The sequence below is a fragment of the Staphylococcus sp. GDY8P57P genome (assembly GCF_017892585.1).
Lineage (GTDB): Bacteria > Bacillota > Bacilli > Staphylococcales > Staphylococcaceae > Staphylococcus > Staphylococcus borealis.
The window spans coordinates 247,550-262,650 of the sequence record NZ_JAESLK010000018.1 but is presented as its reverse complement, the minus strand read 5'-3'; the positions used below and the strand labels follow the sequence as shown (position 1 = coordinate 262,650).

The following is a 15,101-nucleotide window of genomic DNA, read 5'->3' as shown; positions in this document are numbered from 1 at the left end:
ATGAAATTTGCAGTTCTCGTATTCCCAGGATCTAATTGTGATAGAGACATGTACAATGCAGCGATTAAGACAGGTGCTGAAGCAGAATATGTTGACTATCGTGAGACATCATTGGAAGGTTACGATGGCGTATTAATTCCAGGTGGTTTTTCTTTTGGTGACTATTTACGCTCAGGCGCTATGGCAAGTGTAGCACCTATCATTAGTGAAGTGAAACGTCTAGCAAGTGAAGGTAAACCGGTTCTTGGTGTGTGTAATGGATTCCAAATTCTTACAGAAATTGGTTTATTACCAGGTGCATTGCTTCATAATGATTCTCATTTATTTATTAGCAGAAATGAAAGTCTAAAAATTGCCAATAATCAAACACCTTTCACAAATTTATATGGTGAGAATGAAATTGTCGTTTATCCGGTTGCACATGGTGAAGGTCATTATTACTGTACAGATGATATATATGATGAATTAATTGAGCATAATCAAATTATCTTAACTTATGAAGATAATCCAAATGGCTCTCATGAAAATATTGCAGGTATTGTTAATAAAGCAGGTAATGTTTGTGGTATGATGCCACACCCAGAACGTGCGCTTGAAACAATTCTTGGAACTGATAGTGGTGTGAAATTATTTGAAGCAATGGTAAATAGTTGGAGGGAACAAAATGTCTAAGTTTATCGAACCTAGTATTGAAGAAATTAAGCTTGAAAAATTGTATCAAGATATGGGCTTAAGTGACGCGGAATATAACAAAGTGTGTGAAATATTAGGGAGAGAACCTAACTTTACAGAAGTAGGCATCTTCTCAGTGATGTGGAGTGAACATTGCTCTTATAAACACTCTAAACCATTCTTAAAACAATTTCCGACAACAGGTGAACATGTCTTAATGGGACCTGGTGAAGGTGCAGGTGTAGTAGATATAGGAGATGACCAAGCAGTTGTGTTCAAAGTTGAATCACATAACCATCCATCTGCTATTGAACCCTATCAAGGTGCTGCAACAGGTGTAGGTGGCATCATTAGAGATATCGTATCAATTGGAGCTAGACCTATTAATTTATTAAATAGCTTGCGTTTCGGTGAATTGTCAGTGAAACAAAACCAACGTTTACTTAAAGGTGTTGTCCGTGGTATTGGCGGTTACGGTAATTGTATCGGTATTCCAACAACAGCTGGAGAAATTGAATTTGATGATCGTTATGATGGCAATCCGTTAGTCAATGCTATGTGTGTCGGCGTGATTGATCATGACATGATTCAAAAAGGAACTGCTAAAGGTGAAGGTAACTCGGTTATATATGTAGGACTCAAAACAGGTCGTGATGGTATTCATGGTGCCACTTTTGCGTCTGAAGAGTTGACTGAAGAAAGTGAAAGTAAACGTCCGTCTGTTCAAATTGGCGATCCATTTGTAGGTAAAAAACTTATGGAAGCAACATTAGAAGCGATTACTTTCGACGAATTAGTTGGTATTCAAGATATGGGTGCCGCTGGTTTAACATCTTCATCATCAGAAATGGCAGCTAAAGGTGGCAGCGGTCTAGAATTACATTTAGATAAAGTGCCTACACGTGAACCAGGTATTTCACCTTATGAAATGATGCTTTCTGAAACACAAGAACGAATGTTACTAGTCGTTGAAAAAGGGACTGAACAAAAGTTCTTAGATTCATTTGAAAAACATGAATTAGATAGTGCAGTAATTGGTAAAGTAACGAACACTGACCGCTTCGTACTTAAATATGAAGATGAGCTATTTGCAGATATCCCTGTGCAATCTCTTGCAGATGAAGCACCGGTTTATGTGCTAGAGGGTGAAGAAAAAGAATACAACACATCAAAAAATGACTATAGTTCAATCGATGTTCAAGATGTCTTTGAAAAACTTTTAAAACACCCAACAATTGCTTCAAAACATTATTTATATGAACAATATGATCAACAAGTTGGTGCAAATACGATTATTAAACCTGGACTACAGTCATCAGTTGTTCGTGTAGAAGGTACGAATAAAGCTATTGCATCTACGATAGACGGTGAAGCACGTTACGTATTTAACCAACCGTATGAGGGTGGGAAAATGGTCGTTGCAGAAGCGTATCGTAATTTAATTGCTGTAGGTGCTACACCACTAGCTATGACAGATTGCTTAAACTATGGTTCACCAGAAAAGAAAGAAATTTATCAACAATTGATTGATTCAACGAAGGGCATGTCAGAAGCGTGTGAAGTATTAAAAACACCCGTTGTTTCAGGTAACGTTTCTCTTTATAACGAAACACGTGGCACATCCATTTTCCCAACGCCTGTCGTAGGAATGGTTGGATTAATTGAAGATATTGATTACCTTAATGACTTCCACCCTGAAGCTGGCCATAAATTGTATTTAGTTGGTGAAACAAGAGATGACTTTGGCGGTAGTCAAATTGAAAAATTATTGTACGGTAAAGTGAATCATGAATTTGAAGCGATTGATTTAAGTGATGAAGTTGCTAAAGGAGAAGCGGTTAAAAATGCGATTCGAAATGGCGTGGCTTCACACGTACAAACAGTAGGTAAAGGTGGTTTATTAATCACTTTAGCACGCTTAAGTGCACACTACAGTTTAGGGTTAGAAGCTTCAGTTGATCTTACAGATGCGCAATTGTTTAGTGAAACGCAAGGTCGATATATCATTGCTGTTAAAGAAGGTCAGGCTTTAAATATTGACGATGCTATAGAAATTGGTCAATTAACAGATGTTGATGAATTTAAAGTAACGAATGCTCAAAGTTCGATTGTTGAAAAAGTCTCAGATATTAAAGAAAGTTGGGAAGGAGCAATTGCACAATGTTTAACTACAGTGGATTAAACGAGGAATGTGGTGTATTCGGCATTTGGAATCATTCAGAAGCCGCTCAATTGACTTATATGGGACTTCACAGTTTGCAACATCGTGGGCAAGAAGGTGCAGGTATCGTTGTATCAGATGGAGAAGTTTTAAAAGGTGAACGTGGTCTTGGATTGTTAACAGAAGCTATTAAAGGTGACCAAATGGATCAACTTAAAGATGGTCACAACGCTATTGGCCATGTTCGCTATGCGACTTCAGGTAATAAAGGTATTGAAAATATACAACCATTCTTGTATCACTTTTACGATATGAGTGTTGCGATTTGTCATAATGGTAATTTAATTAATGCACAGACATTGCGTCAATATTTGGAAAAACACGGTGCGATATTCCATTCATCATCCGACACAGAAGTGATTATGCATTTAATACGTAGAAGTAAGGCACCCACTTTTGAAGAAGCATTAAAAGAAAGTTTACGCCAAATTAAAGGTGGCTTCACCTTTGCAATTCTTACTAAAGATGCATTATATGGCGCTGTTGACCCTAATGCGATTCGTCCGTTAGTCGTTGGCAAAATGCAAGACGGTACATACATCTTAGCTAGTGAAACATGTGCCATTGATGTATTAGGTGCAGAATATGTGCAAGACATTCATGCTGGAGAATACGTTGTGATTAACGATGAAGGTATTGAGGTTAAATCATATACAAGTCATACGAATACAGCTATATCAGCGATGGAATACATTTATTTTGCGCGACCTGATTCAACCATCGCGGGTAAAAATGTCCACGCAGTACGTAAAGCATCTGGAAAGAAATTAGCACAAGAAAGCCCTGCAGATGCAGATATGGTCATCGGTGTACCCAACTCCTCATTATCAGCGGCAAGTGGCTATGCTGAAGAAAGTCATTTACCTTATGAAATGGGCTTAGTAAAAAATCAATATGTTGCTCGCACATTTATTCAACCGACACAAGAGTTAAGGGAACAAGGTGTTCGAGTTAAATTATCAGCAGTTAAAGATATCGTAGAAGGAAAGCGCATTGTCTTAGTTGACGATTCAATTGTACGTGGCACAACGAGCAAGCGTATTGTCAGAATGTTAAAAGATTCTGGAGCTAAAGAAGTGCATGTCAGAATTGCTTCACCAGAATTTATGTTTCCTAGCTTTTACGGAATTGATGTTTCAACGACTGCCGAACTTATTTCAGCAAGCAAGTCACCTGAAGAAATTTGTGATTATATCGGTGCAGACTCGCTATCTTATTTAAGTGTAGACGGTTTAATCGAATCAATTGGGTTGAATTATGATGCGCCATATAGCGGATTATGTGTAGAGAGCTTTACAGGTGACTATCCAGCAGGACTGTTTGATTATGAAGAGAAATATTATAAGAACTTAAGTCAACGTCAACAAGATTATATCAATAATCATAAACACTACTTTGATAGAGAGGGTAATATTCATGTCTAAAGCATACGAACAATCAGGTGTTGATATTCATGCAGGTTATGAAGCAGTTGAGAGAATGTCGAGTCATGTGAAACGTACGATGCGTAAAGAAGTATTAGGTGGTTTAGGTGGATTTGGTGCTACTTTTGATTTATCTCAATTAAATATGAAAGCACCCGTCTTAGTTTCTGGCACAGATGGTGTAGGGACTAAATTAAAATTGGCTATAGATCATGACAAACATGACACCATCGGTATAGATGCGGTTGCAATGTGCGTGAATGATATTTTAACTACGGGTGCGGAACCACTATACTTTTTAGATTATATTGCAACAAATAAAGTTGTCCCAGAAGTGATTGAACAAATCGTAAAAGGCGTCAGTGATGGTTGTGAAGAAACAAATACCGCACTTATTGGTGGTGAAACGGCAGAAATGGGTGAGATGTACCACGAAGGTGAGTACGATCTTGCTGGGTTTGCTGTGGGTGCAGTTGAGAAAGACGCATACATTGATGGCTCAGCGATTGAAGCTGGACAAGCCATTATTGGTTTAGCTTCAAATGGGATTCATTCTAATGGTTATAGTTTGGTGCGTAAATTAATTAAAGAATCAGGGATTGATTTAAATGATGACTTTGATGGTCGTTCGTACTTAGAAACGTTTCTAGCACCAACGCAGCTCTATGTAAAACCTATTCTTGCTCTAAAAAAAGCTGTTCAAATTAAAGGAATGAATCATATCACTGGTGGTGGTTTTTATGAAAATATTCCACGTGGGTTACCAGAAGGTTTAGCAGCTAACATTGATACACAAGCATTTCCAACACCAAACGTATTTAATTGGCTACAACAACAAGCCAATATAGATACTAAAGAAATGTACAATGTCTTTAATATGGGGATTGGTTTCACTGTCATAATCGATAAAAAAGATGTTGCGCAAACACTTGATATTTTAAAACAAGAGGGTATATCTGCTTTCGAAATAGGTGAAATTGTTGAAGACAAAGACACGCCTATTCATCTCGAGGGGGTAGAGTAGTGGCTAAAGTAGCAATATTTGCATCTGGTTCAGGTAGTAATTTCGAAAATATTGTATTATGCGCAGATAAAGGGGAACTCAATAATATAGAAATTACATCTTTATATACTGATCATCACGATGCATACTGCATCAAACGTGCTGAACAATTAAAAGTAGCTGTCAATATTAATGAACCTAAAGATTTCGAATCAAAAGCAGCTTATGAACAACATGTAATTAAGTTGTTACAACGCGAAGAAGTAGAATGGATTATCCTTGCTGGCTATATGCGATTAATTGGGCCTGACTTATTAGAAGCATATGAAGGTAAAATTTTAAATATCCATCCATCATTGTTACCGAAATATAAGGGGAAAGATGCTATAGGGCAAGCATTTAATAGCGGTGATAAGATTACTGGTTCAACGGTTCATTATGTAGATAGTGGCATGGATACGGGAGAAATTATTGATCAACGACAATGTGATATTAAATCGGACGATACTAAAGAAGAATTGGAAGAACGTGTTAAACAATTAGAATACGAACTTTATCCAAGTGTTATAGCTAAAGTTATTAAATAAGGAGTTAAGCTAATCATGAAAAAAGCAATTTTAAGTGTCTCAAACAAAAGTGGAATAGTGGAATTTGCTAAATCGTTAATCAAATTAGATTATGAACTTTATTCAACTGGAGGAACTAAAGGTGCTTTAGAAGATGCTTCTGTACCAGTGAAATCTGTTTCAGAGTTAACACAATTTCCCGAAATTATGGATGGCCGTGTTAAAACATTACACCCAGCGGTACATGGTGGTATTTTAGCGGATAGAGATAAACCTGAACATTTAGAACAATTATCAGAACAACATATTGATTTAATCGATATGGTGGTAGTAAATTTATATCCTTTTCAAAAAACGGTTGAAAATCCTGATGTGACTGAAGCAGAAGCAATTGAAAACATTGATATTGGCGGACCTACGATGCTACGTGCTGCAGCTAAAAACTTTAAGCATGTAACGACAATTGTACACCCATCTGATTATAATGAAGTCATCGAACGTATAAAAGAAGATCGACTAGATGAAGCGTACCGTAAAGCATTAATGATAAAAGTATTTACACATACAAATGAATATGATCATGCTATTGTAAGCTTCTTTAAAGGAGATAGCGAACAATTAAGATATGGAGAGAATCCTCAACAATCAGCACGCTTTGTTCGTACCTCGAATAGTAAACATACTATTGCAGGTGCTAAACAATTACATGGTAAAGCGTTAAGCTTTAATAATATTAAAGATGCGGATTCAGCACTTTCACTTGTGAAGAAGTTTAGTGAACCAGCTGCTGTTGCTGTTAAACATATGAACCCTTGTGGTGTAGGTATTGGCGACAATATTGAAATTGCGTTTAAACATGCTTATGATGCAGATAACCAATCTATTTTTGGTGGCATTATCGCATTAAATAGAACAGTGACTGCTGAATTAGCAGAAACGTTGCATGCGATATTCCTAGAGGTGGTCATCGCGCCACGATTTACAGATGAAGCTTTAGATATTCTAACGCAAAAGAAAAATATCCGTTTGCTTGAAATTGATATGACGATTGATAATCGTGAAGAAGAATTTGTTTCTGTATCTGGTGGCTATTTAGTTCAAGACAAAGATAACTTTGAAGTTGCTAAAGAAGATATGAAAGTTGTAACTGACAAGGCACCTACCGACGATCAGTGGGATGCGATGCTATTAGGTTGGAAAGTAATCCCTTCTGTAAAAAGTAATGCTGTCATCTTGAGTAATACGAAACAAACGGTAGGGATTGGTGCAGGTCAAATGAATCGTGTTGGCTCTGCAAAAATTGCGTTAGAGCGTGCAATAGAAATCAATGACAATGTTGCCCTAGTTTCAGATGGTTTTTTCCCAATGGATGATACCGTTGAATTGGCTGCACAGCATGGTATTAAAGCTATTATTCAACCGGGTGGTTCAATTAAAGACCAAGATTCAATTGATATGGCGAATAAATATGGCATTGCTATGGTGACAACTGGTATGCGTCACTTCAAGCATTAATTTGTCATTTAAATAATGGAAGGGGTAATAATGATGAATGTTTTAGTTATCGGAGCGGGTGGCCGCGAACACGCTTTAGCTAATAAATTGCGTCAATCACCATTAATTGATCAATTACACGCAATTCCAGGTAATGACGCTATGGTTAATGTTGCAGAAGTGCATACTGACATTGCAGAAAGTGATCATGAAGCCATCTTAAACTTTGTTCAAGAAAAGAATATTGAATGGGTAATTGTAGGACCGGAACAACCATTAATTGATGGGTTACCAGATCAATTACGACAAGCTAATGTAAAGGTATTTGGTCCAAATAAGGACGCGGCTCAAATAGAAGGGTCTAAACTATTTGCTAAACAATTAATGGAAAAATATAATATTCCAACTGCGGATTATAAAGAAGTGAATTCTAAAGCAGAAGCACTCGACTATATAAAACATTGTGATTTACCTATCGTAGCTAAGAAAGATGGCTTAGCAGCTGGTAAAGGTGTTATTATCGCTAATACACGTGAAGCGGCGAAAGAAGCGGTTGAAACACTATATCCTAAAGAGCAGGGTAAAGTGGTATTTGAGCAATTTTTAGAGGGTGAAGAATTCTCTTTAATGACCTTCATTAATGGTGAATATGCAGTTCCGTTTGATTGTATTGCTCAAGACCATAAACGTGCCTTTGATCATGATGAAGGACCTAACACTGGTGGCATGGGTGCATATTGTCCAGTGCCTCATATTACTGACGATGTCTTAACACGTACAAATAAAGAAATTGCACAACCCATTGCGAAAGCGATGAAAGCAGAAGGTTATGATTACTTTGGATTACTTTATATTGGTGCGATTTTAACATCTGAAGGACCCAAAGTGATTGAATTTAATGCACGCTTTGGAGACCCAGAGGCACAAGTATTGTTAAGTCGATTAGAGAGTGATTTAATGGCTCAAATCGTTGCCTTAGATCGCAAAGAACCAATTCGATTCCAATGGCAAGATGACTATGTCGTGGGAGTTATGTTAGCCTCTAAGGGTTATCCAGGAAGTTACGCTAAAGGTGCTAAAGTAACTGGGTTTGAATTGAATGATACTTATTTCGTAAGTGGTTTACGTAAACAAGATGATGCTTTTGTTACTTCAGGAGGCAGAGTGATATTAGCTCTTGGAAAAGGTGCAACAATTGAAGATGCACAGAATGTAGCGTATAACAATGTAGAAAAAATTAAGAGTGATAACCTATTTTATCGTCATGATATTGGAAATAAGGCATTGAATAAGTAAATGTAAAAAATAGGGCGTATCCTGATGAACAGTGATACGCCCTATTTTTTTATGAGGTATAACCTGATACACGCGCGTCAGTAATCCCAGTGATAGGGAAGTATTGTGAAAGATAAAATGCGATGATTAATATGGCCACAACGCAAATTACAAATAAAATATCTTTATAAGAAAACGGTGCTTTATAATAATATGTTCTTGGACCATCTTTGAAGCCTTTAGATTCCATCGCAACAGACAGTTGATGCGCACGACGGATATTTTGACTTAAGATAGGTATTAATAAATGTTTTAGACGTTTAAGCCCTCTATAATTTGAAACATCAATCATTTGATAACGCATTTTAAGCGAACGTCTCAATTGAATAAGTGATGTGAAAATGAGAGGGACCATTCTGATTGCAGCCATAAACGCATATGCAATTTTAGGTTTTACTTTTAAATGTTGCATTAGGCTATAAAAAATCATGACAATTTCGGATGTGAGGGCCAATAAAATACCAAACATCGACACTGTAATTGTACGTAATGATAAATGCAAGCCACGTACAATACTTTCAGTACTAATTTGAATAATGCCCCATTTAAATAACATATGTGTCCCATCGCCATAAAGGATCATAAATAATGACGATAATAGCGCAAATAGCACAGTGGCTAAAATAAAGGCTCCGGTAATTTTAAACTGCGTACCATTAAATGCCATTAAAAATAAAAACATAATAATGGTAATGTAAATCATATAATCAAAATTATGGACAAATATAATGAAAATGAATAGCGCTACACCAAGTAAAAGTTTCGTAATGATATTAACGTCATCTACAAAGGAATAGTGTTTCTTCCAACGTTCAAACATGTGATTCACCTTCCTCTTCAATGAGTTGGTTATCTTCGACGATTAAACGACGTGTTGGATAGCGATGAATGATTTCCGGATCGTGTGTAACCATAATGATGGTTTGACCACTTGAGACACTTTCCTGGAAAAGTTCAATCAATTGGAATGTATTGTGACTATCCAGTCCGAATGTTGGTTCATCTAGCAAGATGATATCGGCTTTTGAACTTAGTGCAGTAGCTACGCTAAGACGTCGTTTCTGACCCATAGATAATTCAAATGGATGTTGGTTTTTAACAGCTTCTAAATGCAATAATTTTAAAAGTTTCATCGTTTCATTTTCAGCGATTGAAGGTTCTTGATGATTATAATGTATATATATTTCTTCATAAACTGAATTTGTTATAAATTGTAATTCAGGGTTTTGATAAACGAGATACATATGCTTGGCTGCATCTTTAATTTTCTTCAATATTGTATTCTTATAAGCCATCGTGCCTTCATATTTTATAAGTTGCATCATTGATTCTAACAGTGTTGTTTTACCTGTACCATTTTTCCCAGTTATCGTAATCCATTCTCCAGAATGAACATTTAATTCGGATGTCTGGAATAATTGTTTTTTACCACGAATAACTTGACCATTCTTAAAAGTAAATAATGTTTCAGCTTCATTAGATGGAAATGTAATCGGCTTTGGCGCATGATCCCAAGCATGAGGATGCCAAACGCCAAATTCAGTGAGTAAATGCTCACAGTTTTTTAATATGTAATCCGGTGTGCCATCTGCTATGATTTGTCCTTCATAATTCAATAAGATGACTCTATCGACATGCTCCCAAATATGTTCAACTTTGTGTTCGACAATAAGCACAGTTTGATCAGACCATAACTGAATAAGTCGTTGCCACAAATCAGCTGTAGCATCTACATCTAACATGGCAGTAGGCTCATCTAAGAAAAGCGTATTAGCTTCTTGTAAAATAGTTTCAACAATAGCGAGCTTTTGTTTCATACCGCCACTAAGATGATTAACGAATGTATTGTCCGTAACATTTAAATCAACCGATGCTAAAGCATTCTCTATAAGTGCGTCCATTTCATTGCGTGGTACTTGTTTATTTTCTAGAACGAAAGCAAGTTCTTCATACACTTTAGGCATACAAAACTGCGTATCTGGATCTTGAAAGATGACACCAGAATGTGGATCGATTTCAAGTTCATCATATTTCATAGGTAACTCAATTAGATTTGGCACAATGCCACTTAAAACATTAAGCAATGTGCTTTTACCAGATCCTGAAGGACCTAGTAAAAGCACTTTTTCTTTATCTTTAATTTCAATATTCAAATTATCGAAGATTTTACGTTCGCCATTCGGATATTTCAGACGTAAATTTTTCGCTTTTAACACTTTAATTTCCCCTTATAGGTTGTCGTAGTCTTTTTGAGAAGCAGGGCGGAATAATTTCGTCACACCTGTTTGATCTAATGCTTTAACAATGAGATAAGATAATAAGCCGGCAATGACAATACCGCTAATAGAACGGAATATAATGAATAAAAGAAGATTCCATCCTGCGACTTCAGCTAAATAACCGTAATAATAATCAACTGGAAATGAAATTAATGCAGTTGCTAATCCAGCTAATACAGCAACCATTAATGATCTAGATTTGTATTTAAAAATAGCAAAAATAATTTCACAAGCTAAACCTTGAAGAATTGCATATACAATTGTAGGAATATCAAATTTCCCCATAACAATTGTTTCACCAGCACCTGCAGCAAACTCTGCAATAAGTGCAATACCAGGTTTAGGAATAATTAAATATGCGACGATAGCTGCCATAAACCATACGCCATATGTTAATTGTTCAATATGAACACCGGCAACTTGCGCCACGTTATACGCAAACCACCATAAGTTATAAATTATCGCAAATACTACTGCAATCAGAACAGTTACAAGGATTTCTGAAAGCTTTAAACCTTTTGACATGATATTTCCTCCTAAAAAAACGCACAACCATCCGTAGAAAGTTGTGCGTGAATTTAAATAAAAAGTTTTATATGTATTTACTACAATTATTTATATTAGCAACACTTTCCTACGCTAGTTTTAACTAGTTCAGGTTCAAAGGGTTCGAGGTAAAACCTCATCTCAGTATACACACCCCTAGTGCGTTTTATATTTAATTTATTTTAAATGTATGACTTTTATGAATTAATGTCAAGGCGATTTTAATTAAATTAAATAAAATGAAAGAAAAATCGATGGGAGTGGGACAGAATTCTTTTAAATTCGTCGTATCCCCAACCTGCTTTGCTTGTAAAATCACTTTCGTGATTTTTTGTGTTGGGGCCCCGACTCCCAGCTTGCTTTGTTTGTAGAATTTCTTGATGAAATTCTCTTTGTTGGGGCCCCGACCCCAACTTGCTTTGCTTGTAGAATTTCTTGATGAAATTCTCTTTGTTGGGGCCCCGACCCCAACTTGCTTTGCTTGTAGAATTTCTTTATGAAATTCTCTTTGTTGGGGCCCCGCCCGCAAGGGTGACTAGAACTGATAAAAGCTTGAATTAAGCGCCTTCTCAGTTCGGTTAGCTACGCAAATGAATGAGTGAAACTGTAGCCTTTATAAATAATTGCTTTAGTAATTAATCTAAAGTGTCTTGAACATCTTTTTTAGTTTGTTCGATGTCATCAGTTTTTTCTTCTTTTTGTTCTTTTAATTTTTCTTCTACTTCTTTTGCTTTTTTAGCATCTTCGTTTGTCATAATGAACACTCCTTGTTAGATTAATGTTTACAATTTAAGTTTACCCATATAAAACTAGGATAAACTTATATAGGTCTCAAGATGTATTTTATTGTTTAATAAAGACAAGATTAACATCTTACTATATAATGAATTTTGAGGTGAACAGTATGTCTTTTCTTAAGAAACACACCGAGATTATTTTTAGTTATATTGTCGGTATCGTTTCACTCTTCACGGGTCTCATAATACTTATAAATTTACCTTTAATTAATCAATTAAAGGATAAAGATAAAGTTGAATTAAAAATTCATAATTTATGGGATTTCCTTAATGCATTCTTCAGTGAAATTATTAGAGTGATGAGTAGGTTCATAGGCAACTTTCCTATTATTAGTGCAGTCATAATTATTCTGTTTGGTATTCTTGTAATGCTTATTGGTTATGCATTATATAGAACTACGAAATATGATTACGACATCTCAATTTTCTTTTTAATTATTGGGATTTTATACTTCCTCATTTCAATTACTTTAATGACTCAAGTATATAGTTTTTGGGCAATTATTTTTATTATTCCTTTTATTATTCACACAGGCTACATTGTATATAAAGATGAACTTAATGTTGCTAATAGAAAAAATCATTACTTATGGATTATCTTTTCTTATGGAATAAGTTATTTAATTACTCAAATTTCTTTATACGGCAAAATTGATGCCAATGAAATTGCACCAATAGATATTTTAAGTGTAAATACATTTTTCTTAGTAATGTGGTTATTAGCGCAAGCTTCAATTTGGAATTTCTTATTCTTAAGAAGATCCTTACCATTGACTAAAGAAGAATTGGGAGAAGAAGAACCAGAATTATCAAGAACAAGTAAAGGAAATGTTTCGAATCAGTCTAAAGTTCATTTTAAACAGCTTCAAGATAAAACATCAGAATATGCACGTAAGACGAGAAGAAGTGTCGATTTAGAAAAAATCAGATCAAAACGTGATAAATTTAAGAATAAATTCAAAAATGTATTTAATATTGAAGAAGATGATATTCCTAATTGGATGAGACGGCCGAAATGGATTAAACCAGCGTATGTAGAAATATTCTGTGGTTTCATTTTATTCCTATTTACATTTATTGAATTTAATAACAGAAATGCTTTATTTGTATCAGGTGAATGGGAACTATCTCAAACACAATATGTTGTTGAATGGGTAACTTTATTATTATTAATGCTAGTTATTATCACTTATATTGCAACGACATTTACACATTTCTTAAGAGGTAAATATTATTATTTACAACTCTTTATGGTTAGTATTCTATTCTTTAAATTGTTAACTGAATTTGTAAACATTATGATTCATGGATTATTATTATCAATCTTTATAACTCCAACGTTAATCTTAATGTTGATAGCGGTTATTATCGCATTTACGTTACAATTGAGAGAAAGACCTTAATGCGTTTAATTTTGATAAGGTGGTAACGTGAAATCTATGGTGACGAAATAGACTTCACGTTCCGCCTTTTTTGTTTAATGTTGTTTTGTGTAATGATAATTTTATATTTGTTAAACTAGTGTTGAATGATAACGAGAGTATTGTATAAAATTCAAACTTAAAACAATCTAAATAGGAGCGTTTGAAAATGAAAATAGCCACATTAAATAGAGGTAAAGAAACAAAGTATTTGAATTACTATCCGCTAGTAGATGAAGCGGATATTTATAACAATGATCATTTAAAAGAAGGCGACTTATTTTACATTATGAATGGTCAAGAACAGTACATTGCAACCGCATATGTTGGACGCCAACATAAGGGGCTAGGTTGGATATTAAGCTACGATCAAAATGAAACAATTAATACATCTTTTTTCGAAAAAAGATTTGAAATTGCATTACAAGAACGTGACTATTATTATCATATCGAAGGTACTAATGCGTTTAGATTATTCAATGCAGAAGGCGATGGCGTTGGTGGATTAACGATTGACAACTACGATGGCCATTTATTGATTCAATGGTACTCAAAAGGAATATATAAATTCCGCTATAATGTCATTGAAGCGATTCAGAAAGTATTTCCATTTAAGTCAATTTTTGAAAAAATGCGTTTTAAAGATTCTGAATATACAGGTGGACATGTATTAGGAGAAACGCCTGAATTTCCAATAGTTATAGAGGAAAATTTCACATTTTATAATGTAGATTTAGATGATGGCTTGATGACAGGCATTTTCCTAGATCAAAAAGAAGTCAGAAAGAAATTACGAGACCACTTTGCAAAAGATAAGCATATACTTAATTTATTTAGTTATACTGGTGCATTTTCGGTTGTAGCTGCTAAAAATGCGACTACAACAACAAGTGTGGATTTAGCCAATCGTTCACGTAGTTTAACGGAAGAAAACTTTGGTTTAAATGGTATTGATCCTAAGAGCCAGTATATTTATGTAATGGATACATTTGATTTTTACAATTATGCTGCGCGACACGGCAAAGTATACGATACGATTGTGATTGATCCACCGAGTTTTGCTCGTAATAAGAAGAAGACATTTTCAGTACAAAAGAATTACGATGATTTAATTAATGGTGCATTAAATATACTTGCTCCAAATGGGTCTCTATTATTATGTACAAATTCAAGTGCTTTTTCATTGAAAGCCTTTAAAAATGTTATTAAAACTACACTTAATGAAGCAGATGTAGCATATGATATTGAGGAAGTTATGGGGTTGCCTAAGGATTTTAAAACGCACCCACACTATAAGCCGTCAAAATACTTAAAAGCTGTATTTATTAATATCAAGCATTAAA

The 15,101-nt window shown here is 35.0% G+C and carries 13 protein-coding genes and 1 riboswitch; of the genes, 9 read left to right on the top strand and 4 right to left on the bottom strand.

The genetic code is table 11. From position 1 onward, the window contains the following. The 7 genes from purQ to purD are packed head-to-tail and all read left to right on the top strand — an operon-like array spanning position 1 to position 8,676. Positions 1-672, top strand: a complete 672-nt coding sequence (gene purQ, locus KA878_RS06510) for a phosphoribosylformylglycinamidine synthase subunit PurQ (RefSeq protein ID WP_053029132.1) — start codon at positions 1-3, stop codon at positions 670-672. After that, on the top strand, positions 665-2,854 hold the full coding sequence (purL, locus tag KA878_RS06505) for a phosphoribosylformylglycinamidine synthase subunit PurL (RefSeq protein ID WP_193839533.1): 2,190 nt from the start codon (positions 665-667) through the stop codon (positions 2,852-2,854). Before purQ ends, purL begins: the two co-directional genes overlap by 8 nt. Continuing rightward, positions 2,833-4,317 carry an amidophosphoribosyltransferase gene (purF, locus tag KA878_RS06500; protein ID WP_075108521.1) on the top strand — a complete coding sequence of 495 codons (1,485 nt, stop codon included), beginning with the start codon at positions 2,833-2,835 and terminating at the stop codon, positions 4,315-4,317. The genes purL and purF overlap by 22 nt, the downstream gene beginning before the upstream one ends. Then, complete coding sequence (gene purM, locus KA878_RS06495; RefSeq protein WP_193839532.1) at positions 4,310-5,341, top strand: phosphoribosylformylglycinamidine cyclo-ligase; 1,032 nt, start codon at positions 4,310-4,312, stop codon at positions 5,339-5,341. Before purF ends, purM begins: the two co-directional genes overlap by 8 nt. Further along, positions 5,341-5,907 (top strand): phosphoribosylglycinamide formyltransferase, encoded by a 567-nt coding sequence (gene purN, locus KA878_RS06490; RefSeq protein WP_193839531.1) that lies wholly within the window; start codon positions 5,341-5,343, stop codon positions 5,905-5,907. Before purM ends, purN begins: the two co-directional genes overlap by 1 nt. A 15-nt stretch (positions 5,908-5,922) precedes the next feature. Then, positions 5,923-7,401: a bifunctional phosphoribosylaminoimidazolecarboxamide formyltransferase/IMP cyclohydrolase gene (gene purH / locus KA878_RS06485; RefSeq protein ID WP_070855171.1), complete on the top strand. Its 1,479-nt coding sequence runs from the start codon at positions 5,923-5,925 to the stop codon at positions 7,399-7,401. Between the two features lie 33 nt (positions 7,402-7,434). Beyond that, positions 7,435-8,676, top strand: coding sequence for a phosphoribosylamine--glycine ligase (gene purD / locus KA878_RS06480; protein WP_193839530.1), 1,242 nt, complete (start codon positions 7,435-7,437; stop codon positions 8,674-8,676). Between the two features lie 49 nt (positions 8,677-8,725). Here purD and KA878_RS06475 read toward each other — a convergent pair whose 3' ends face one another. From KA878_RS06475 to graF, 4 genes are all read right to left on the bottom strand, one after another. Further along, positions 8,726-9,535: an energy-coupling factor transporter transmembrane component T family protein gene (locus tag KA878_RS06475; RefSeq protein ID WP_193839529.1), complete on the bottom strand. Its 810-nt coding sequence runs from the start codon at positions 9,533-9,535 to the stop codon at positions 8,726-8,728. Next, positions 9,528-10,931 carry an ABC transporter ATP-binding protein gene (locus KA878_RS06470; protein ID WP_193839528.1) on the bottom strand — a complete coding sequence of 468 codons (1,404 nt, stop codon included), beginning with the start codon at positions 10,929-10,931 and terminating at the stop codon, positions 9,528-9,530. The genes KA878_RS06475 and KA878_RS06470 overlap by 8 nt, the downstream gene beginning before the upstream one ends. 12 nt (positions 10,932-10,943) lie before the next feature. Then, positions 10,944-11,519 carry an ECF transporter S component gene (locus KA878_RS06465; RefSeq protein ID WP_053017839.1) on the bottom strand — a complete coding sequence of 192 codons (576 nt, stop codon included), beginning with the start codon at positions 11,517-11,519 and terminating at the stop codon, positions 10,944-10,946. An 89-nt stretch (positions 11,520-11,608) separates the two neighbouring features. Further along, positions 11,609-11,708, bottom strand: a riboswitch (TPP riboswitch). 467 nt (positions 11,709-12,175) lie between these two features. Next, positions 12,176-12,295, bottom strand: a complete 120-nt coding sequence (graF, locus tag KA878_RS06460) for a glycopeptide resistance-associated protein GraF (RefSeq protein ID WP_011276152.1) — start codon at positions 12,293-12,295, stop codon at positions 12,176-12,178. Between the two features lie 149 nt (positions 12,296-12,444). Between graF and auxA the strand changes: the two genes are divergently transcribed. Then, positions 12,445-13,740: a lipoteichoic acid stability factor AuxA gene (gene auxA, locus KA878_RS06455; protein ID WP_053019386.1), complete on the top strand. Its 1,296-nt coding sequence runs from the start codon at positions 12,445-12,447 to the stop codon at positions 13,738-13,740. A gap of 187 nt (positions 13,741-13,927) precedes the next feature. Then, complete coding sequence (locus KA878_RS06450) at positions 13,928-15,100, top strand: class I SAM-dependent rRNA methyltransferase (protein ID WP_193839527.1); 1,173 nt, start codon at positions 13,928-13,930, stop codon at positions 15,098-15,100. The last annotated feature ends 1 nt before the right edge of the window (position 15,101 follow it).

Excerpts from the sequence above, each read along its gene's own strand:
- KA878_RS06465 (WP_053017839.1), bottom strand. The coding sequence starts at position 11,519 with ATGTCAAAAGGTTTAAAGCTTTCAGAAATCCTTGTAACTGTTCTGATT.
- purF (WP_075108521.1), top strand. The coding sequence starts at position 2,833 with ATGTTTAACTACAGTGGATTAAACGAGGAATGTGGTGTATTCGGCATT.
- purL (WP_193839533.1), top strand. The coding sequence starts at position 665 with ATGTCTAAGTTTATCGAACCTAGTATTGAAGAAATTAAGCTTGAAAAA.
- purQ (WP_053029132.1), top strand. The coding sequence starts at position 1 with ATGAAATTTGCAGTTCTCGTATTCCCAGGATCTAATTGTGATAGAGAC.
- purM (WP_193839532.1), top strand. The coding sequence starts at position 4,310 with ATGTCTAAAGCATACGAACAATCAGGTGTTGATATTCATGCAGGTTAT.
- KA878_RS06450 (WP_193839527.1), top strand. The coding sequence starts at position 13,928 with ATGAAAATAGCCACATTAAATAGAGGTAAAGAAACAAAGTATTTGAAT.
- graF (WP_011276152.1), bottom strand. The coding sequence starts at position 12,295 with ATGACAAACGAAGATGCTAAAAAAGCAAAAGAAGTAGAAGAAAAATTA.
- purD (WP_193839530.1), top strand. The coding sequence starts at position 7,435 with ATGAATGTTTTAGTTATCGGAGCGGGTGGCCGCGAACACGCTTTAGCT.
- KA878_RS06475 (WP_193839529.1), bottom strand. The coding sequence starts at position 9,535 with ATGTTTGAACGTTGGAAGAAACACTATTCCTTTGTAGATGACGTTAAT.
- purH (WP_070855171.1), top strand. The coding sequence starts at position 5,923 with ATGAAAAAAGCAATTTTAAGTGTCTCAAACAAAAGTGGAATAGTGGAA.
- auxA (WP_053019386.1), top strand. The coding sequence starts at position 12,445 with ATGTCTTTTCTTAAGAAACACACCGAGATTATTTTTAGTTATATTGTC.